The organism is Halovivax limisalsi (assembly GCF_023093535.1).
Taxonomy (GTDB): domain Archaea; phylum Halobacteriota; class Halobacteria; order Halobacteriales; family Natrialbaceae; genus Halovivax; species Halovivax limisalsi.
Window position 1 is genome coordinate 3,865,703 of record NZ_CP095757.1, and the last position, 19,879, is coordinate 3,885,581.

Genomic DNA, 19,879 nt, shown 5'->3' on the forward strand with positions numbered 1-19,879 from the left:
ACCGACGCGGACGAGGACGATGCGAAGGTGGCGGACCCTGGCTCGGACCCAGAGGCGACGGCCGGCGCCGATCGCGACCGGTTCTCGTTCGAGGACGTTAGCGTCGTGATGGGGACCTACAACGAGGAGGCGGCCATCGGCACCGTCATCGACGACGTCGCGGCGGTCACCGACGGCCAGGCCGAGGTCGTCTGCGTCGACGGCTCAGACGACCGGACGCCGGAGATCGCCCGCGAGCGCGGCGCGACGGTGATCGAACAGGAACCGCAGGGCTACGGCGTCGCCGTCCGGGAGGCCATCCTGACGCCCGACCGCCCGGTCGTCGTCACGACCGACTGCGACGACACCTACCCGATGGAACAACTCCCTGAATTCCTCGACCTGATCAACGACGGCTACGACGTCGTCAGCGGCGACCGCCTCTACCACGGCGCCGAGGCGATGCCGGCGTTCAACCGGCTCGGCAATCGCGCCTTCGCCGCCGTCGCGAGCGTCCTGACGGGCACCCGCGTCCACGACACGACGACGGGGATGCGCGCGTACCGCCGCGAGGTCGTCGAGTCCATCGAGTGGACCGAGAACACCGGCCTCTCGGCCGAACTGTTGATCCGACCGCTCATGCGCGGCTACGACGTTCGCGAACACCCGATCGAGTACCGCGAGCGCGCCGGCGAGACCAAACTCGATCCGCTCAAAGGCGGCGCCGAGATCGCCCGTTCGATCGTCAAGGTCTCGCTCGAAGAGCGACTGCGGGAGCTGTCCCACCGACCGACGCGGTAGGCGACCGGGTTCGGGGCGCCGACGGCTGATTTTCGAACGCCGTATCGACGGAAGAGCGGGTCGCACGCGTGGACGACGGCGGATCACTCGCTCACTCTCACCCGTTTCACAACGGAGAGAAACGCCGGCTCGCGGCCGACGGCATCTCCACACGATCGAGGCGGGGCGCTAACGGGATCGGTTCCCGTCCACCGCCGCGAGTCGGGTCCTGACGAACGTTCCCGCGGGAGCGCTATCGGGAAGGTAGGCCGCTCGGCCGCCGCACTCGCGGATCCCGCTGCACCGCTCGACCCGGGGCGTGAGCGCCCGCACCGTCCCGTCGTCGGTCTCGACCGGCAGTTCGAGCCGGTAGCTGAAACTGTTGCCCGGGCCGCGGTCGACGAACAGGGTCAGCATGACGTCCTCCCGGTCCCCGGCGGGAACCGGCTCGGTGGCCGACCAGGCCGGCCCGTCCAGGCGAACCTCGCCGTCGCTGACGAGCAGCCGGGCGTCCGTCGCGTTCGCGACGTCTCCGGAGATCCAGGTTTCGCTCCCCTCGTCGGTCCTCACGGTCGCGGTGACGCTGGCGGCTGCCTCCGGGACGCCGACGGTGGCGTTCACGGCGATCGTCTCCCCCTCGACGCGGTCGACGCGCTGGAGGCGAGCGCCGGCCGGCGAGTTCGCCCACGGCGCCCAGCTTCCGCGGTACGCGAACCGGTACAGCGAGCGATCGGGATAGGCGTCGGCCACGTCGAACGGTCGTCCCTCCAGCGCGTAGACGCGGTCGCCGTCCAGCCCGGGGCCGTTGTACAGCGCCTGAAACGGGTGGGCGAGCCAATCGCCGTACGGCGTCGGGAGAAACACGAGCGCGGGCTCCTCGACCGCGTCGCCCTCGAAGGGGGCGTAGACCCGCTCGTAGGTCTCGGTGATTTCCTGGTTTCGCTCGAGAGGCTCCGCGAGGTTCGCCGACGTCGCACCGCCGGCGACGAGCGCGCCCACGAGCACGGTCGCGACGAGCGCGGCGCGAACGCCGCGTGGCGACAGGAACGCGGCGCTCCGGCGTCGAACGACGCCGACCAGCGCCAGCGCGCCGACGGCCGCGAAGGCGGCGACCGGGAGCAGGAGGTCGAAGTGATAGTAGGGGCCGTGGGTGGCGATCAGGCCGTCGCCCGCGCGATCGAGGTCGCCGAGGACGTTGAGGTTCCCCCAGAAGTAGACGTTACCGACGGCGATCGTGAGCGCCTGCCCGGCGAGGATCGCCGTTCGCGGGGTGAGGCCGCGACGAACGACGACCGCGAACCCGACCGCGGCCAGCCCCGCGCCCGCGGCGCCGCCGACGAACCACTTCGTGAGGAACGCCTCGAGCACGAGGGCGTTCGACCGCAACGCGAGCTCGGGCGTGTACTCGATCGCGTGTCCGAGGATCTCCCGGTGGCCGAAGCCCAGCCCGTCCAGCGGGGCGAAGGCTTCGTAGGGAAACAGGAGCGGCGAGCCGGTGACGGCGGCGTTATACGCGAGCGTCAGGCCGACGCCGGCCAGTCCGAGCGCGGCCGTCGCGACCTGCCTGGGGAGCGCGCGCCCGAAATCCCGCCGGAGCGTCCAGCAGGCGTGCCCGACGAACGGCGCCGCGAACAGGACGGCCGTGTACGGCCGCGCGAAGAAGGCCAGTCCGATCGCCGCCCCGGCGGCCCCGGCGAACCGAACGTCGCCCGTCCGGTCCGCGCGGAGGTAGCCGTACGCGAACGCCAGGTTGAGCATCGCCGTCGGCGCGTACGGCAGGAACACCGCCGTCTGGATCAGGAACAGCGGCGAACACAGCACCGCGGCGGCGGCGACGAGCCCTGCCCGTCGATCGAAGACCTCGGCGACGACCAGTGCCGCGAGCGCGACGATGGCGCTCGCGATCCCCGCCAGCGCGAGTCGGAGACCGCCGGCGAGTTCCCCGAGCGCGAATATCGCCGCGGGAACGGGCGTGTACTTCGGGTAGAGCCGGTCTCCGTCCTCGACGAAGAACCAGGGGCGAAAGACCCCCTCGACCGGCGGTCGGACGAACAACTGCCCCTCGAGCACCATCGCCGCCTGCTGGAGGTAGACCGCCTCGTCGTGGTTGAGCGAGTGGTAGGGAAAGGTTCGGGTCGCGAGCAGCCAGGCGACGACGGCACCGACGAGCGCCAGGAGGGCCACGACGACCCGCCACGGTCGATCTCTCACGGCGGCGGTTCGCTCCGCCCCCTCGTCCCGTTTCACGCCGTTGTCCGCTCCGGTGAGTCCCATCAGTCTCACGGTGTCACCTCCCGTCCCGCGCGAGTATCACGACCATCGACAGCCCCGAGATCCCCACGAGAACGAGCGCCGGCACCGCGGCCTGACCGTAGTGGCCGGTCTCCTCGACCCGCCAGATGTACGTCACGAGCGTGTCGAACCCGAGCGGGCGCAGCATGAGCGTCGCCGGGAGCTCCTTCATCGTCGTGAGAAACACCAGCGCGGCGCCGGCCGCCACGCCGGGGATGATCAGCGGGAGCGTCACCGACCGAAACGCCGCGAGCCGGGATCGCCCCAGCGTGCGAGCGGCCTCGACGAGTGTGCGGTCGACCTGTCGCGTCGAGGTCCGGATCGAGCCGATCGCCTGCGGCATGAACCGGACCACGTAGGCGAATATCAGGAGCGGGACGGTCTTGTAGATCGACGGCAGCACGTCGAGGGTGAAACCGAGCAACGCGACCGCTAGGACGATCCCCGGCGTCGCGAATCCCACGTAGGGGACCCGATCCGCCAGCGCGGCCACCCGCGAGCCGGAGGTCGCCGACCCGATCGCGATCGGGAGCGCCACCAGAATCGAGGCGGCGGCGGCCAGCGCCGCGACGTAGGCCGAATTGAAGCCGTACTCCCAGTCGAAGGTCAGCCGGCCGATCTCGTAGCCGGGTCCGCCCGTGTGTAGCCACATCCAGTAAATGGCGACCGGGAGCACGATCGCCAGCAGGACGACCGTGATCGGCAACGCGAGCGCGAGGTACCGCCAGATCCCGAGGTCGAGATCGGCGCTCCCGCGGCTCCCGCCGCTCTCGTACGCGCCGGCGTCGTCGGCGCCGATGCGCGATTCGAGCGCCAGGATGATCGCGGTCACCGTCAGCAACTGCAGCGAGAGCAACGCGGCGTAGTCCAGGTCGTGGGCCTTTTGTCGGGCGTAGATGAACTGGGTGAACACCTCGACCCGCATGATGTTCGGCGTGCCGAAGTCCGCCAGCGCGTACAGCGCCACGAGCAGCGCGCCGGCCGCGATGCCGGGCAGGATCTGCGGGAGCGTGACCCGGCGAAACGCCTCCCACCGACCCGCGTTGAGCGTTCTGGCCGCCTCCACGAGCGAGCCGTCCATCGACAGCAGGGACGCTCGCGTGGTCAGGAAAACGTAGGGGTAGGTGTACAGCGTCAACACGAACGCGGCGCCGGCGAAGCCGTACACCGAGGGCAGGGCCGCAACACCGAGCGGGGCGAGGAAGCCGACGAGTTCGCCCCGCGGGCCGAACGCCGAGACGAACGCGAACGCGCCGAGATAGCTCGGGATCGCGAGCGGCAGCGCGACGAGGACGGTCCAGAACCGGGCGAACGGGATCGCCCCCTGCACCGTCAACAGCGCGAGCGGAACGCCGAGAAGGACGCTCCCGCCGGTCACGATCGCGACGAGTCCGACGCTCCGAACGAGGACCTCGATCGTCTGCGGATCGACGGCGAGTTCGAGCGCACGCGTGCCGAGTCTGGCGGCGTCGAACACCAGCCAGAGCAGCGGGAGCGTGAGAACGGCCGCGATGGCCGCGGCGAGCAGGACGAGTCCGACGTCGGCGGCGCTGCCGGCGCTATCGCCGTCCGCTCGGTCGACCGCGTTCGCGACGCGTTCCCGAACCCTCATCCGGAGACGCCGGCCTCGTCCATCAGTTCGAGGGTCGGCTCGAGGTCGGAGAGCTCCGCGAGGTCGATCTCCGGCGGGTTCAGCTCGTCGACCGTCGGCAGGCCGCCGACGGGTTCGACGCCCTCGATCATCGGGTAGGCGAAGCTGATCGTCGCGAAGTACTCCTGGGCCTCGGCCGAGAGCAGGTGGCGGACGAAGTCGTCGACCAGGTCGCCGCGCTCGGTTCCCTCGATCTTCAGCGCGCCCGCGATGTTGATCAGCGCCCCGGCGTCGCCCTCGGTGAAGGCCAGGTCGATCGGGGCGTCAGGCCGCCCGTTCTTGACCCGCATCGCGTAGTAGTGGTTCGCGAAGCCGCCGTACAGCGATCCGTCGGCGACCGCCTCCGAGACGGCGTACTCGTTGCCGTAGCGTTCGGTCCCGGCGTCTTTCATGGCGGCCAGCCACTGGCGCGTCTCGTCGTCTCCCCGGAGGAGTCGCATCGCGGTGACGAACGACTTGAACGCGCCGTAGGTCGGCGCCCAGCCCATCGACCCCTGGAAGGGCTCGAAGTCCGGGAAGTCCTGGACGGTGTCCGGGATGTCGGATTCGCTCAGCTCGTCGGTGTTGTACGGCACGGCGCGGGCGCGGCCGGCGACGCCGGCCCACGCGTTGTCGTCCCCGACGAACTGGTCGTTGCCGACCGCGTCCACCGCCTCGTCGGACAGCGGCTCGTAGGCGTCGTTTTCGGCGACGTAGCCGAGCGAACTGGCGTCGATCGACCAGAACACGTCGGCCTGCGTCGCGCCGGCGTCGACCTCCTGGACGATGCTCTGGGCCAGCGACGCGGAGTCGTTGTCGGTCGGGTGGACCTCGAAGTCCGAGTACATGTTCTGGAGCATCTCCACGAACTCGTAGTAGATGCCACCCTCGCCGCCGCCGATGTAGAGTGCCAGGTCGCCGGAGAGGTCCGGCAGGTCCTCGATCGAGGTACCGCCCGGTGCCGGTCGCCCTTCCACCAGCGATCCCGAGCCCCGGAACTCCGCGAGCGACGGGATGGCGACGGACTGGTCGTCGTCCTCGCCGAGCAGTTGGTTGCAACCCGCAATCGATGCCACACCGACCGCCGAACAGGCCTGTAGCGCGCGCCGGCGCGACAAGATTCGGTTTGTATCGTCGTCCATCATATTCCTTTTAGGTCAACCTAAAGCCATATAGCTGACGATTTAATCGTCCGCGAGGACCGCCGAGCGGTCGTTTTCGAGACCGGCCGACGGCCGGAGCGTCGCCAGGCAGTCCAGCCAGTCGAGCATGTACTCGCCGACGTGGGTCAGGAAATCGCCGTTCGTGAACTCGTCCCAGTCCCCGCGCGCGAGTTCGTGGCCCATCGCCTCGAAGACGGCGGCGTAGGAGTCGGCGCCGTCGCCCACATCGTCGATCAGCTGCCAGAGGTGCTCGTTGAGTTCGAGCCCCGGCACCTCGTTGTTGAGGTCGTCGAACGTGCTGCGCGGGGCCTTGTTGTGCTCGCAGAGCGGGTCGCCGTTGTAGATCCGTTTCCCGAGCACGTCGCAGGCTCGCTTGAGGAAGACGCCGGACCAGATGTCGTCGAACCGGCCGACGTCCCACGCGTTGTCGTCCATCGGCAGCTGGTAGAACGCCGGGATCACCTCGCGCCGGAATGCGAGGTTCATCGAGCAGACGGTGAGGTAGTTACCGCGCGCGGCGACGAAGTCGTCGCCGAAGTCCGCCCGCGTCGTCCTGGTCTCGGCCTGTCCCTGCAGGTCGCCGTCCATCAGGATGCGGACCGCGTCGAGGTCCGGCACGTTGGTCCAGAGACCCTGCGAGGCGACGACCTGGCCGGCGTCGACCTCGGCCGTGCCCGTCTCGACCGTCTCGTCCATCGCGGCGTAGGGATAGCCGCGCGGATAGAGGCCGTGCTCGTCGGCGTTCTGGTAGAGGACGTTGACCCAGTTCTCGTCGGAGGCCACTTCCTCGATCTCGCCCGCGAACGCGAGGTTCGTCATGTGGGTGCCGAAGAAGTCCACGTCCTCGTGCGGGAGCGTGTCGTCGTCGATGAAGACGCCGTACTCGAAACCCTCGTTCGCCCACATATAGAGGAGGCCGAAGCTCGTCTCGGCGTGACTCGCCGCGGGGACGACGTGACCGAACTGCTCGACGCCGTGCTCGGCGTACCACGCCTCGCGCCGGCTGCCGTCGAAGACCTCGCCAGAGACGCCGAGATCGTCGAGCATCGCCTCCATCTCGTCGGTCTCGCAGAAGTCCTCCGTGACCAGCAAGAAGTGCAGGCGCGAGACGTCGAACCCGTGAGTTCGGGCGTTCTCCACGTAGGAACGCAAACACTCGTACTCCCTGATCGTGGGGACGATAACGCAGATATCTGGTGCCATTGCTCGCACTTTTTTAGGCGAGCCTAAAAAGTGTGCCGATCGCCGTCGGCCGGCTCCGAACCCGTTCGGACGTCCGCGGCGGAGAGACCGAGCCCGAACGCGGCGAGTGCACCACCACACAACGTGAGGACGTTCTTCAGCGCGTGATCGAGGATGGCCGCCGCGAGCGCCGCCCCCGCGCCGATCGGCGCGAGGGCGACCACGATCGCGGTGAACGCCGCCTCGTAGAGGCCGATCCCGCCCTGCGAGAGCGGGAGGACCTTCGCGAGGTTCCCGACGCTCACCGCGATCGACCCCACGACGATCACCGACGGCCCCGCGAGGTCGGGTTCGACGGCGAGCAGCACCAGGACGGCCGTCGCGGCGTCGAGGAGCCAGATCGCGAGGCTCGACGCGCCGACGACGAACAGCGTTCGCGGGCGTTCGATCACTCGCCCGACGTCTCCCGCGAACCGGCGGATCCAGTCGGCCGCGCTCGCAAGCCGCGTCGATCCGGTTGCTCGTACCCGCAGCCAATCCCCGGCCCGCGTGCCGAGACGCGTCCGCGACACGAGTGCGAGGACGAAACAGAGACCGACCGCCAGCAGTGCCACGATTCCGGCGGCGACGACGACCGTCTCCGACCGATCGGTCGCGGCGACCAGCGTCGCCGGTTCGGCCCCATCGCCCAGCAGGAGCCAGCCGACGGCGCCGCAGGCGATCGCGGTGATCGCGAGTAGATCGAAGAGCCGTTCGACGGCGAGGGCAGCGATCCCCGCACTGTAGGGGACGTCGGACGTGCGGTTTACGACGTAGGCGCGCACGGGATCGCCCGCGCGTGCCGGAACGACGAGGTTCGCCGCCTGACTCACGAAAACGGCCGCCGTCGACAGGACAGTGTCGACGCCGGCGGAAAGCGGCGAGAGCAGATCGGCGTATCGGCGCCCGCGCAGCGGCCACGACGCGGCGTAGACGACGGCGGCGAGAGCCAGTCCCATCGGGTCGGCGCTCGCCACCGCGTCGACCACGGCGCCGTTTCCGAGCCGCCGCGCGACGACGACGAGCGCGCCGACCAGGAGCAGCGAACCGAGAATCGGTCCGTACCGCCGACCGAGCCGCACCAGGCGGTCGCGTGGCGTCGACCGGTCGGACCCGGCTCCCGGCGTCTGAACGCCCATATTCGGTCTGTCCGTCCCAGATATTTAAGCGCACCTAAAACGAGAGCGTGGCCGGAGGTCGGGGGGTCGAACGCACGATCTGGCGGTTCTCTCCGGTCGCCAGCAGCTTCGTCCCACGACCCTCACTCCCGCACTTCGTCGAGCAACTCCCGCGTAGCCGTCCTGACCGCTTCGTCGCTCGAGCGGTCGGGCTCCCAGCCGAGGGCCGAGAGCTTCTCGATCGAGAGGCGCATCTTCGGGACGTCCCCGGTCCAGCCGCGATCGCCGCCGGTGTACTCGAACGCCGGATCCAGGCCCATCTCGTCGGCGACGATGGCTGCGATCCGATCGACGGACGTCGTCGTTCTGGTGCCCAGGTTGAACGTGTTGATCGGCGCGTCGGTGTGCGAGACGACGTGCTCGATGGCGTCCAGGCAGTCCTCGACGTGGAGGTAGGACTTCTCCTGGCGGCCGTCCCCGAGGATGGTCAGCGTCTCCGGATCCGCACGCAGTTTCTCGATGAAGTCCGGAATCACGGCCCCGCGCAGCCGCGGACCGACGACGTTCGCGAACCGAACGTTCCACACGGTCAGGTCCTGCGTGTGCGCCGAGGCCGAGAGGAGCGATTCGTCCGCGAGTTTGCTCGCGCCGTAGGCGCTGATCGGCTCCAGCGGCGCGTAGTCCTCCGGCGTGGGTCGCGGCGCCTCGCCGTAGACCGTGGAGGAGGAGGTGTAGAGCAACGCGGAGACGTCGGCGTCCGCCATCGCTTCGAGCACCGTCCGCGTCATGCGGGTGTTGTCGTGAAACTGCCGGTAGGGCCGGTCGGTGTCGACGTGTTTCGACGCGGCCAGGTGTGCAACCAGATCCACGTCGGATAGGAGTCCGTCGAGGGCGTCCGGTTCGCGGAGGTCGGTCTCGACGAGTTCGGCCGCGTCCGGCACCTGGTCGGCGTCGCCGTTCGAACAGTCGTCGACCACCCGGACCGACACGCCCTCCGCCAGCAATCGGCGAGTCAAGTGCGAGCCGACGAAGCCGGCACCGCCCGTCACGAGGACCCGTTCCACGGCTGGTTTCATGGCTCAGCATTTTCTCGGCGGGAAATAACGCTGCTGTTCTCGCACCGAGGAGCCGGTCGACCACCCGGGTTCCGTCACCGGCAGACCTGTCGCCGGGGCAGAACGACCGCTTTCGTTCCACTTAAACACCGCCGGATGGGATTCCTCGTCGGACGAGTTACATTGGTAAACAGTCACACTGTGTCGCGTCGCCCCCGTGCTATCGTGCGGTTTTCCCGGCCGCACACCGCGGCCCCCCGCGAGCGCCGCGACGACGGTTGCGGTAGTTTTATGTAGAAGGACAATCAACGAATCGTCTGACTATGAGTCAGCGAATGCAGCAGGGACAGCCGATGATCGTCATGAGCGAGGACTCCCAGCGCGTCAAGGACAAGGACGCGCAGGAGTACAACATCAGCGCCGCGCGCGCGGTCGCCGAGTCGGTCAAATCCACGCTCGGCCCGAAGGGGATGGACAAGATGCTCGTCGACTCGATGGGCTCGGTCACCATCACGAACGACGGCGTCACCATCCTCCAGGAGATGGACATCGACAACCCGACGGCCGAGATGATCATCGAGGTCGCCGAAACCCAGGAGGACGAGGCCGGCGACGGCACCACGACCGCCGTCGCGATCGCGGGCGAACTCCTCAAGAACGCCGAGGACCTCGTCGAGCAGGACATCCACCCGACGGCCATCATCAAGGGCTTCCACATGGCCGCCGAACAGGCCCGCGACGAAGTGGACGACATCGCGACCAGAGTCGACACCGAGGACGAGGACCTGCTGCGCTCGGTCGCCGAAACCTCGATGACCGGCAAGGGCGCCGAACTCAACAAGGAACACCTCTCCCAGCTGATCGTCGAGGCCGTCCGCCAGGTCACCGTCGAGAACGAGGACGGCGAGAACGTCGTCGACCTCGAGTTCCTCAACATCGAGACGCAGGCCGGCCGCTCGGTCGACGAATCCGACCTCCTCGTCGGCGGCATCGTCAACAAGGACCCCACGCACGACGACATGCCGCGCGAGGCCACCGACGCCGACGTCCTCCTGCTCAACGACCCCATCGAGGTCGAGGAGGCCGACGTCGACACCGAGGTCTCGGTCACCGACCCCAGCCAGCTCCAGAAGTTCCTCGACGCCGAGGAGAAACAGCTCCGCGAGAAGGTCGACCGCATCGTCGACCTCGGCGTCGACGTCGTCTTCTGCCAGAAGGGCATCGACGACCTCGCCCAGCACTACCTCGCGAAGGAGGGCATCGTCGCCGTCCGACGCACGAAGAAGTCCGACCTCGAGTTCCTCTCGGAGGTCCTCGACGCCGCGATCGTCTCCGACCTCGAGAGCGCCACCGAGGACGACCTCGGCTTCGGTGACGTCACCCGCGACGAGGCGGACGAGCTGTTCTACGTCGAGGGCGAGGACGCCCACGGCGTCACACTCCTGCTTCGCGGCTCGACCGACCACGTCGTCGACGAACTCGAGCGCGGCGTCAACGACGCGCTCGACGTCGTCGCCCAGACCGTCTCCGACGGTCGCGTGCTCGCCGGCGGCGGCGCCATCGAGGTCGAACTCGCCTCGCGCCTTCGCGACTACGCCGACTCCGTCTCCGGGCGCGAGCAGCTCGCCGTCGAGGCCTTCGCCGACTCGCTCGAGCTCGTCCCGCGCGTGCTCGCCGAGAACGCCGGCCTCGACTCCATCGACACCCTGGTCGACCTCCGCGCGGCCCACGACGACGGCGACGTCACCGCCGGCCTGAACGCCTGGACCGGCGACGTCGAGAACACCTTCGACGCGGGCGTCGTCGAACCCGCCCACGCGAAGGAACAGGCCGTCACCTCGGCCTCCGAGGCCGCGAACCTCGTCCTGAAGATCGACGACATCATCTCCGCCGGCGACCTCTCCACCGACAAAGAGGACGACGAAGCGGGCGGTCCCGGCGGCGCCCCCGGCGGCGGCATGGGCGGAATGGGCGGCGGCATGGGCGGCATGATGTAAAACGAACTTTTCCGCTGCGGGCGCGGCAAGCCGCGCCCTCGGGAAAACTTCGATGAAAAGCACTTCTCCTTTCCCTCCAGCGCCGTGAAACGGCGCTTCCGGGTCAGTCGTCGGCCCGCTCGCTCGCTCCGGTCGCTCGCGGTTCGATCTTCTCGGGTAGACCAGCCTTTCCCCGTGCTCGCGTGCCCGTCCGGACACGCTCGCGGCCACCGCGAGTCTCTGCGTCGCCGTTTTTGGTATTGTCTGTTCTGGTCCTGGTTCCGGCACCGTCGGCCGAAATCGCGCGACCTTTACGGTTCGAAACTGAACCGAGTCGCCAGTGAGCGAGTACGACGAGGATGAGACACCGTTCGACGCCTATCGCGAGCGCGTCGACCGGCCGCTGACGCGGTTGTTTATGGCGTACGGGACGGACCGTCTGGGCTGGTTTTCGGCCGGAATGATCGCGAACTTCGTCGCGCGGATGGCCAGCCTCGTCGCGCCGGTGGTGCTCGGGACGGCGATCGACGCGGTCTTCCCGCCGCCGGAGCGGGCCGGCGAGTTTTCGCTCCCGGTGGTGCCGGACGCGTTGCTCCCGACCCAGCAGCTGCCGCAGTTCTGGTTCTCGGTGACGGCCATCGCGGTCGCGTTCGTCGTGACCGCGGCCTTCACCTGGATCTACGGCGTGACGGCCAACCTGTTCGCCCACGGCGTGATGCACACCGTGCGGGTCGACAGCTTCCGGAAGATGCAACGGCTCGACCAGACCTTCTTCGACGACAAGCAGACCGGCGAGGTAATGGCGGTGCTCAACAACGACACGCAGAACCTGGAACGGTTTCTCGACGACGCGCTGATGAACTCGCTGCGCCTGATCGTGATGGTGCTGGGCATCGCCGGCGTCCTCTTCTACCTGAACTGGCAGCTGGCGCTCATCACGCTGGTCGCCGTCCCGGTGATGGTCGGCTTTACGATCTGGTTCATGAAGGTGATCGAGCCCCGGTACGTCCGCCAGCGCTCGGCCGTCGCCCGCCTCAACACCCGGCTGGAGAACTCGATCGCCGGGATGGAACTGACGAAGACGACCGCGAACGAGGACTACGAAGTCGGCCGCGTCAGCGACGCCTCGATGAACCTCTTTCAGCGGACGATGGACGTCCTCAAACTGTCCTACCTCTACCGGCCGGGGATGGAACTGCTGGCGGGGATCTCCTTCGCCGCGACCTTCCTCGTCGGCGGGCTCTGGCTCACCACCGGGACGGCGCCGGGCCCGCTCACGGGGACGCTGTCGGTCGGCGACTTCGTCGTCTTCCTGATGCTGACCCAGCGGATCGTCGACCCGCTCGCGGAGGTCTCGAACATCGTCGACCAGTACGAGAACGCCAAGGCCTCGAGCGAGCGAATCTTCGGGTTGATGGACATCCCGGTCGCGATCCAGGATCGGGCGGACTCGGTCTCGCTACCCGACCCCGACGGCCGCGTCGAGTACGACGGCGTCTCGTTCGCCTACGAGGACGTCCTCGCCGATGCGGACCACCAGGCCGAAACCGTGATCGACGACGTCTCGTTCACCGCCGAAGCCGGCGAGATGGTCGCGCTGGTGGGGCCGACCGGCGCCGGCAAGTCCACCATGTTGAAGCTCCTCCTGCGCCTCTACGACGTCGACGAGGGCGAAATCCGCGTCGACGGCCACGACCTCCGGGACGTGAAACTCGAAGATCTCCGGAAGGCCACCGGCTACGTCGGCCAGGAGACGTTCCTCTTCGACGGAACGATCGCCGACAACATCCGCTACGGGAGCCAGGACGCCTCGATGGATGCCGTCCGCGAGGCGGCGAGAGCCGCCGAAGCCCACGAGTTCATCCAGGGACTGGAGGCCGGCTACGAGACGCGCGTGGGCGAGCGCGGCGTGAAGCTCTCCGGCGGGCAGCGCCAGCGCATCGCCATCGCCCGCACCGTCCTGCAGGACCCGCCGATCCTCGTCCTCGACGAGGCGACCAGCGCGGTCGACACCGAGACCGAGCTCGCCATCCAGCGCTCGATCGAGCGCCTGACCGAGGACCGCACGACGCTCGCCATCGCCCACCGACTCTCTACGATCCGCGACGCGGATACGATCCTCGTGCTCGAGGAGGGCGAGGTCGTCGAGCGCGGCGACCACGAGGGACTGCTCGAGGCGGGCGGCCGGTACGCCGCCCTCTGGAACGTGCAGGCCGGCCAGATCGACGAACCGGCGGAGTTGTCGGACGACTGACCGCGCGAAGCGGGAGCCGAGACGCGACGACCCCCGCGGGGATCGGACCGCGATCGCGCCGGGCTCCGAACGAATCCTTTTGAACCGACGTCGACCACCATCGGGCATGGATTCCGGTCGGGTCGCGCGTGACACCGTTCGCCGAGTCCTCACGCGCGGTTCCGTCCCCGCGCTGTCCGACACGGTCCCGGCAGAGTGGGCGATCGAACCGGTCGACGCCGGGTTCAACGACGTGTTCGTGGTCGGCCACGACGGAACCGCCCGGCCCGCCGTCGCCGTCAAGTTCGCGACGTTCTCCGAGGCCGATGACGTCAGGGCCGGCGTCGCCGCCTGCCGACTGCTCGCGAGATTCACGTCGGTGCCGGTGCCGACGGTCTACGCCTTCGAACCGGACCCGGCGGACGGCCCGCCGTTCGTGGTCCTCGAGTACCGGCCTGGCGAACCGCTCGCGACGGGGTACCGGGACGTCTCGCCGGGGGCGGCGCGGGCCGTCGGGGCGGTCGTCGCGGCGTGCGGGCGGGTGCCGGCCGCCGCGGCCGACGGCTACGGGATGATTCGCTCGCTCGAGACGGCGGGGGAGTCGCCCCGAGCCGTCGCCGCGTTCGAGGACTGGCCGACGTTCGCGCTCGACTACGCCGACCGGCTCTACGACGAACCGGCGACCCACGACGCGATCGCCGCGATCGCACCCGCGGTTCCGGAATACCTTCGCGAGCACCGCGATCGACTGCCCAGCGAGCCCGCGCCGGCGGTCGTCCTCACGGACTTCTCGCCGGAGAACATCCGGACGGCGACCGGCGATCCGCCCGCCGCGGACGCGGACCCGATGGAGGCGATCACGGGCGTCCTCGACCTCGAACGCGCGAGACTCGCCCCGCGGGCGTTCATGGCCGTCAACGCCGAGTACCTGCTGACGCGGTACCTGTCGGATCCGGGCCCGGTCCGACGGGCACTGTACGAGCCGCTCCCGTTCGGACCGGACGTCCCCGCGCGAGACCTGTACCGGTTGCTCGCGCTCGGGCGATCCGTCGGCGCCCTCCCGATCTGGTACGAGCCCGGGAGCGAGGAGTACGAGCGCCGCGGCGCGGCGGTGGCCGCCGAGATCGAAGCCGTGCTGGACCGCTAGGGATGCCGCCGTCCGAACGGACGAACTGGTCGTCCATCCGCGCGGTGAACGGGGAAGGATCAGTGCGGCTCGATTCGTCGACTGTTTAGGGCGGCCGTTCGAAGCGTCCGCGTATGGTCGCCGACTCCGTCGCCCTCGCCAGGCGCTACTACGACGCCCTCGACGCCCGCGAGTACGGCGAGCTCGAGGCGCTCCTCGCGCCGTCGTTCGTGCAGCGCCGCCCGGACCGAACGTTCGAGGGACGCGACGCCTTTGTCCGGTTCATGCGCGAGGACCGGCCGATGACGGACACGCGTCACGACCTGCTAGACGTCTTCGGCGCCGACGATCGCGTGACCGGGCGGGGCCGGCTGCTCGACGCCGACGGCGAACCGGTCGTCGAATTCGCGGACGTCTTCAGGTTCGAACACGGCCGGATAACGCGGCTCGATACCTACACGCGCTGAGGGGGCCGGGCGGCAGGTCGGCGATTCGCCTTCGGAAGCTGCGTTCGAAGCGGTTGACGGATCGTCCCGTCAAGCAGTCCCGCACGCCGCTGGCCGCCCGAGGACTGCCCAGCCCCTCGCCGCAGCGCCACAGCCGCGACGGGCCGAACCGCTCGTATCACCGGGGGAGCGAGTGACGTGTTCGTCGTGACCGCAGACGGTCACCGTCCTCGCCCGTCACAGACACCGAATTCCTCGCAGAGCGACGTCGGATCGTCGCCGCAGGCGAGGTCGGTGATGAACCCGAGGATGATCGAGCAGATCGTGGTGCACGGTGCGCCGGGACAGACGATCGAACAGATCTCCTCGCCGTCACCGACCACGTCGCAGACGGCCGTCATGGCCTCCTCACAGATTTCACACCAGTCAGGGTCGGTCGTCGCCGCGAGTTCACTGGTCGACACGCGCCGATCGGCGATGGTAGTCACCTCGCCGTCGGCGCCCCAGAGGGAGACGACGACGTCTCGCCCGCCGTGGATCGTGGGTCGGCGGTCGCGTTCGACGGTGAGTCCGAGTAGCCCCTCGACGTCGTAGCCGGTTCGCGAGTCGGCCAGCAGGGCGTACGCCAGGCCGATGCCCTCGTCAGACCGTGCACGCGTGGGCTCGAACGGGATCACCGTCATGACCGGGTCCCGTTCAGCGAGGCGGCGATCGTCGGTTTCGACGCGGTAGGCACGCGCCCGTTCGTCGGCCGCGTCGAACCCGCCCGATTCGAACGCGGTGGCGAGCGCCGTCACCCGTCGAGACGCGAGCGCCGTCCGGGCGAGCGTTCGCGTGCGGCTGGACGACAGTTCCGCGCTCGATTCGGCGGCCGCTGCGCCACCGACGCCGGTCGACGAGGCGAGTCCGCCGACGATCGAAGCGCCCGCACCGACCCCGACGCTGCGGAGGACGGATCGGCGGCTGACGTCCGTGATTTCGTCTCGGTCATCCGGGGTTGGCGTTTCATCGGTCATTTTCACAACCCACCACCGACGGTAACGGGACGGAGAATTAATTTTTCTAAAAATAAATGAGAATGAAATTCATTGGAGTTCATTTGACCATCCGTTTAGAACGATCGACCGTCGAAGGTGGGAGATTCGACGGCGCGTCGGTCGAGAGCGCTTCGGTGGCCGGCCCGTAATCGACCGACGCGTTCGAGCACGGCCCGACGACGTCACCGCGGCAACCGCTCGTCGTGACGGATACCGTCAGTAAGTCGAACCGACCTCGAATAAGAACGACGAGCAGAGCGTATGTCGTCCCGGACGCGGTTCCGAGGCCCGCCGCCGACGATCGTACCGTCGCCAAATAACAGTTTACCACCGGCGTAGACCGCCTGAGACGAGTGCGAGGAGAAGCCACGACGCCAGGCGGTGGTTCCGGAGGTACCGTAACGTCGGGCGATCGGCCGACCGCCCCACCCGCACCGCGTTTCCGATCTCTCACCGGGACGGGATCGCCGTACGCCTACGGCGTCATCCGGGTCCGATCGGACCCCGTCGCGCCGCGTCTCCACCCGCGTCAGGCCGAACAGTTGTTCGGCCCGAGTTCGAGTTCGGTTCGCTCCTCGGGCGCCAGCTCGCGGACGCCGCGGTTGAGTTCGATGATGTCCTCGTAGTTGGCGGGTTCCTCGCCGGGGTCGGCCAGCCGCTCGACGAACGCCCCCTCGTCGAGTTGGAGGACGTCGATGCCGGTTCGAGCGTCGTGGATTGTCGTTGTTATCGGTTCACCTGGAGCGCCCACCTCGAACTCGCCCTCCACCGTCACCGTGACGTGGCCCGGGAGGACGGTCAGGGAGTCGGGTTCGGCCAGCAGCGTCCGGTGGATCGATTCGAAGAGCATCCGCGCACCCTCATCCCCGTTTCCCTCACCAAACTCCAGTTCGGTCCGGCCCACCGCGTTCACGTGCAGGGTGTCCGCCGTCACCACGGCCGCGTCGCCGACGAGGACCGAGAGCATCTCGCTCGTGTGGCCCGGCGTGTACAGCGCCTTCACCGTGAGATCGCCCACTTCGATCGTCTCGTTCCGCCCGAGTCCCTCGAATGCCAGGTCGAGATCGCGGTCCGCGGCGCGCTCGCTCAGGTAATAGGGAACGTCGAGGTCGTCGGCGAGCCGTCGGCCGCCGGAGACGTGATCGGCGTGGACGTGCGTGTCGATCACGGCCGAGATCGTCAGGTCGCCCTCCGCGGCCGCGGCTTTGGCCTCGTCGGTATCCTCGGTCGGGTCGACGGCGACGGCCGCACCCGTCTCCGCACAGCCAACGACGTAGGAGAGACAGCCCTTGGCGCGGCGCTGAAGCTGGACCGCGCGGGCGGACTCACCGAGGTCGATCCCGACGTGGTCGTAGACGCCGCTCCAGGCCTTCATCCCGCCGTCGACGGCGTTGACGTCCCGATCCTCCAGCGCCTCGGCGAGTTGCGTGGCGAGGTTGCCCGAGGAGAGCCCCTTCGCACAGATCGTGACGACGCGGTCGTCCTCGCCGACGAGTTCCTCGATCTCCTCCGGCTGGCCGTCGAGTTCCTCGTCCGTCCCGAAGGGGTAGTTCTGCGCGCCGCGGACGTGCCAGGACTCGTAGCTCGCTTCCGGGCGAGTGTCGAGCAACGTGAAGTCCTCGCCGCTGTCAAGCAGTTGCTTCAAGCGATCGGGAGAGATCGTCGTGACCATGGTGGACGGACCACGTCGAGGCGCAAAACTGGACGTGCCCGTCGGATTTCGAACCGGTTCGATCCGTCGCGCCGGCCGGTTCGATCGCCACCCTGGACAGCCCGGTTCGTCGAGGGAATTTCACGTCGGCCCCCGACTGAAATCGTTCGGTCCGCGAGTACCCTGCACTACCGTCTCGAGAGCGCCGCGGCGGCGCGACGATACGCCGTCTTCCGTCCCGGGTCGTACTCGATCAGGTCGGCGTCGGCCAGTTTCGGGAGCGTCGAGTGGTGGAGCTGGATCCTGACGGCCGTCTCGTCCGCGTTCGGCTCCGCCTCGGCGCGAACGAATCGCGCCAACTCGTCGATCGTCGCCGCCCGGACCGGACGCCGATCGAAGTATTCGAGAACCTGGCGCGCGTACGCGGGGGCGAACGCGGCGAGTCGCTCGGCGACCGTCACCGTGGCCGGAGGGGTGAAATCGCTCATTTATTTCCATCGTCGACAGGTAGTGGTTTCAGCTACGGGGTTGATCCCTGACCGGAGGATCGCGACCGCGCGACATGGAAAGCCGTTTTATGGCGACGGTTCGTCCGTCGGGGCGAGACCCGTCAGCGCCTGCCGGAGGACGGTTTCGGTCCCACGTCTGACGCGTTCGGAGGCCGCCTGTCGCGTGATCTCGAGTTCGTCGGCGATCTCGTCGAGTTTGGTCCCCCGCGGGACCGAAAAGTAGCCGTTCTCGACGGCCATGATGAGCGTTTCGCGCTGGTCGGGCGTGAGGCCGAACCCGTACTCGACGCCGATCTCGTCGTCGAGCGGGGCGACGCGTTCGATGTGGACCGGAAAGTGTTCGTCCTGGTAGAACCGGTGAAACTGCGTGAGTTCGGCGTGGTTCCCGAATCGGACCGTGAACGACCACGCGGCGTCGCCGTGGGCCTCCATGATGGTCCCGCCCGTCTCGGCGAGCCCGTCGAGGAAGGGTTCCGCGTCTTCGTCCCACTCCGCGTAGTAGAGGACGCTGTCGCCGGCCGACGTGAGCACCTCGACGTGTTCGGTCACCTCGCTGTTCCTGAGGACGCGCTCGAACTGGTCGACGTCGTCACCCGTCACCCGGAGGAACGGGATACGGCCATCCTGGAGGGGGATAACGCGTTCGAGCTGGACTCGATTCCCCTCGCCACCGCTCGTCGAGCGGCCGAACGGGAAGGACGAGGCGGGAAGGGTAAACTCGACGATGATCGCCATCAGCCGAGGCCCCCGGCGAGGATGACGGCAGTTCGATCGCTGATTCGGCTGCCAGGGGCGACGGCGTCGGACGAAAACGGTCGGGAAGCGTGAGTGGCTCTCATGGTGTGGCTGGTATCGCGGAACGCACTGGACGCTTGGCTGCCCCGCGTTCCAGCCGCGCGAATGGTCGCACTCGCGCGTTCGACACGCGATCGACGGCGTCCATCGGCCCCTCCATCATCGGAGCGCTGCTCGGGCGAGCGATCTGACCTGACGAGTTCCGTCCCTGACTAGAGACGACCCAGTTACTTACATCTGGGGTCGATCCGGGTCCACTCCGTTTCGAACGCGTGCTCGGCGAGCGACCGTGGCGACGATCGAGTCGCCGCCAGTCGCCGATAGCAGACTCGAAACCCGTGCTGTACAGCACGTTCCGTCGCTGGCTCCCGGTCGAGCCGCGCGTCTTTTCGCCGTCCCCGTCCGCGCCGCTCCCAATCGACGAGGCCCCGCGGTCCTCGAACCGGGCACCGACACCCATCCGGGCGTGATCGGCGTGACGTTCGAAAACGTCACGGACGAGCGATCGCTGCTCGCCTCGATGCGCGGGTGGCCCTTCGGCTCCTACGTCGGCCTCGGACCCGAGGGACGACGGCTCGTGCTCCTTCCCGCCGAGACGTTCGCCCCGGGATTCCTCAACCGCACCGAGGCCGGCTGGTGGGAGCCCGACTTTCTCCCCCACGAATCGGTCGCCCGGGGGCGGAGCACGACGGCGTCCGATCCCGGCGAGACGAGAACCGCGCGATATATCGTCACGTCTCACCCCGAGACGGACGATCCGCGCGACGGGGACGGGTTCGCGTTCGAACAGGGCTTCAGCGACGACGACGTCGACGTGACGTGGGGATTCACGCTGACGACGCTCGATCCGGAGTGACGATACGAGCAC

General features: G+C 68.5%; 16 protein-coding genes. 6 read left to right on the forward strand and 10 right to left on the reverse strand.

The features are described from left to right. Positions 1-108 precede the first annotated feature (108 nt). Positions 109-780 carry a dolichyl-phosphate hexose transferase gene (locus MXA07_RS18025; protein WP_247731781.1) on the forward strand — a complete coding sequence of 224 codons (672 nt, stop codon included), beginning with the start codon at positions 109-111 and terminating at the stop codon, positions 778-780. A gap of 168 nt (positions 781-948) precedes the next feature. Here the strand turns inward: MXA07_RS18025 and MXA07_RS18030 are convergent, their stop codons facing one another. The 6 genes from MXA07_RS18030 to MXA07_RS18055 all read right to left on the reverse strand — a co-directional run bounded on the left by MXA07_RS18030 (position 949) and on the right by MXA07_RS18055 (position 9,259). Further along, positions 949-2,970 (reverse strand): DUF7846 domain-containing protein, encoded by a 2,022-nt coding sequence (locus MXA07_RS18030; RefSeq protein WP_425492235.1) that lies wholly within the window; start codon positions 2,968-2,970, stop codon positions 949-951. Between the two features lie 76 nt (positions 2,971-3,046). After that, a complete protein-coding gene (locus MXA07_RS18035) occupies positions 3,047-4,663 on the reverse strand; it encodes an ABC transporter permease (protein ID WP_247729976.1) in 1,617 nt (538 codons plus the stop codon). Further along, positions 4,660-5,823: an extracellular solute-binding protein gene (locus MXA07_RS18040; RefSeq protein WP_425492236.1), complete on the reverse strand. Its 1,164-nt coding sequence runs from the start codon at positions 5,821-5,823 to the stop codon at positions 4,660-4,662. Before MXA07_RS18040 ends, MXA07_RS18035 begins: the two co-directional genes overlap by 4 nt. Positions 5,824-5,865: 42 nt before the next feature. Then, entirely contained in the window at positions 5,866-7,047 is a 1,182-nt protein-coding gene (locus MXA07_RS18045) for an alpha-1 4-glucan-protein synthase (RefSeq protein ID WP_247729978.1), read from the reverse strand. 23 nt (positions 7,048-7,070) lie between these two features. After that, positions 7,071-8,204 (reverse strand): lysylphosphatidylglycerol synthase transmembrane domain-containing protein, encoded by a 1,134-nt coding sequence (locus MXA07_RS18050; RefSeq protein ID WP_247729979.1) that lies wholly within the window; start codon positions 8,202-8,204, stop codon positions 7,071-7,073. 122 nt (positions 8,205-8,326) lie between these two features. Next, on the reverse strand, positions 8,327-9,259 hold the full coding sequence (locus MXA07_RS18055) for an NAD-dependent epimerase/dehydratase family protein (protein WP_247729980.1): 933 nt from the start codon (positions 9,257-9,259) through the stop codon (positions 8,327-8,329). 302 nt (positions 9,260-9,561) lie between these two features. Between MXA07_RS18055 and thsB the strand changes: the two genes are divergently transcribed. From thsB to MXA07_RS18075, 4 genes are all read left to right on the forward strand, one after another. Next, on the forward strand, positions 9,562-11,235 hold the full coding sequence (thsB, locus tag MXA07_RS18060) for a thermosome subunit beta (protein ID WP_247729981.1): 1,674 nt from the start codon (positions 9,562-9,564) through the stop codon (positions 11,233-11,235). Positions 11,236-11,554: 319 nt separating this feature from the next. Further along, entirely contained in the window at positions 11,555-13,468 is a 1,914-nt protein-coding gene (locus MXA07_RS18065) for an ABC transporter ATP-binding protein (protein ID WP_247729982.1), read from the forward strand. A gap of 106 nt (positions 13,469-13,574) precedes the next feature. Beyond that, a complete protein-coding gene (locus MXA07_RS18070; RefSeq protein WP_247729983.1) occupies positions 13,575-14,594 on the forward strand; it encodes a phosphotransferase family protein in 1,020 nt (339 codons plus the stop codon). Positions 14,595-14,707: 113 nt separating this feature from the next. After that, positions 14,708-15,040, forward strand: coding sequence for a nuclear transport factor 2 family protein (locus MXA07_RS18075; protein ID WP_247729984.1), 333 nt, complete (start codon positions 14,708-14,710; stop codon positions 15,038-15,040). A gap of 200 nt (positions 15,041-15,240) precedes the next feature. Here the strand turns inward: MXA07_RS18075 and MXA07_RS18080 are convergent, their stop codons facing one another. The 4 genes from MXA07_RS18080 to MXA07_RS18095 form a co-directional block, all read right to left on the reverse strand. Continuing rightward, positions 15,241-16,035 carry a hypothetical protein gene (locus MXA07_RS18080; RefSeq protein WP_247729985.1) on the reverse strand — a complete coding sequence of 265 codons (795 nt, stop codon included), beginning with the start codon at positions 16,033-16,035 and terminating at the stop codon, positions 15,241-15,243. 550 nt (positions 16,036-16,585) lie between these two features. Next, positions 16,586-17,728 (reverse strand): MBL fold metallo-hydrolase, encoded by a 1,143-nt coding sequence (locus MXA07_RS18085; RefSeq protein ID WP_247729986.1) that lies wholly within the window; start codon positions 17,726-17,728, stop codon positions 16,586-16,588. 167 nt (positions 17,729-17,895) lie between these two features. Then, on the reverse strand, positions 17,896-18,195 hold the full coding sequence (locus tag MXA07_RS18090; RefSeq protein ID WP_247729987.1) for a DUF7344 domain-containing protein: 300 nt from the start codon (positions 18,193-18,195) through the stop codon (positions 17,896-17,898). 87 nt (positions 18,196-18,282) lie between these two features. Further along, the gene (locus MXA07_RS18095) at positions 18,283-18,951 is read right to left on the reverse strand and encodes a helix-turn-helix domain-containing protein (RefSeq protein ID WP_247729988.1); all 669 of its coding nucleotides are present in this window, start codon (positions 18,949-18,951) and stop codon (positions 18,283-18,285) included. A 349-nt stretch (positions 18,952-19,300) separates the two neighbouring features. Between MXA07_RS18095 and MXA07_RS18100 the strand changes: the two genes are divergently transcribed. After that, on the forward strand, positions 19,301-19,867 hold the full coding sequence (locus tag MXA07_RS18100; protein ID WP_247729989.1) for a hypothetical protein: 567 nt from the start codon (positions 19,301-19,303) through the stop codon (positions 19,865-19,867). Positions 19,868-19,879 lie beyond the last annotated feature (12 nt).

Bases quoted from the DNA above. Each gene is read 5' to 3' on its own strand.
- MXA07_RS18025 (WP_247731781.1), top strand. From the start codon at position 109: ATGGGGACCTACAACGAGGAGGCGGCCATCGGCACCGTCATCGACGAC.
- MXA07_RS18035 (WP_247729976.1), bottom strand. From the start codon at position 4,663: ATGAGGGTTCGGGAACGCGTCGCGAACGCGGTCGACCGAGCGGACGGC.
- MXA07_RS18040 (WP_425492236.1), bottom strand. From the start codon at position 5,823: ATGGACGACGATACAAACCGAATCTTGTCGCGCCGGCGCGCGCTACAG.
- MXA07_RS18045 (WP_247729978.1), bottom strand. From the start codon at position 7,047: ATGGCACCAGATATCTGCGTTATCGTCCCCACGATCAGGGAGTACGAG.
- MXA07_RS18050 (WP_247729979.1), bottom strand. From the start codon at position 8,204: ATGGGCGTTCAGACGCCGGGAGCCGGGTCCGACCGGTCGACGCCACGC.
- MXA07_RS18055 (WP_247729980.1), bottom strand. From the start codon at position 9,259: ATGAAACCAGCCGTGGAACGGGTCCTCGTGACGGGCGGTGCCGGCTTC.
- thsB (WP_247729981.1), top strand. From the start codon at position 9,562: ATGAGTCAGCGAATGCAGCAGGGACAGCCGATGATCGTCATGAGCGAG.
- MXA07_RS18070 (WP_247729983.1), top strand. From the start codon at position 13,575: ATGGATTCCGGTCGGGTCGCGCGTGACACCGTTCGCCGAGTCCTCACG.
- MXA07_RS18075 (WP_247729984.1), top strand. From the start codon at position 14,708: ATGGTCGCCGACTCCGTCGCCCTCGCCAGGCGCTACTACGACGCCCTC.
- MXA07_RS18080 (WP_247729985.1), bottom strand. From the start codon at position 16,035: ATGACCGATGAAACGCCAACCCCGGATGACCGAGACGAAATCACGGAC.
- MXA07_RS18085 (WP_247729986.1), bottom strand. From the start codon at position 17,728: ATGGTCACGACGATCTCTCCCGATCGCTTGAAGCAACTGCTTGACAGC.
- MXA07_RS18090 (WP_247729987.1), bottom strand. From the start codon at position 18,195: ATGAGCGATTTCACCCCTCCGGCCACGGTGACGGTCGCCGAGCGACTC.
- MXA07_RS18095 (WP_247729988.1), bottom strand. From the start codon at position 18,951: ATGGCGATCATCGTCGAGTTTACCCTTCCCGCCTCGTCCTTCCCGTTC.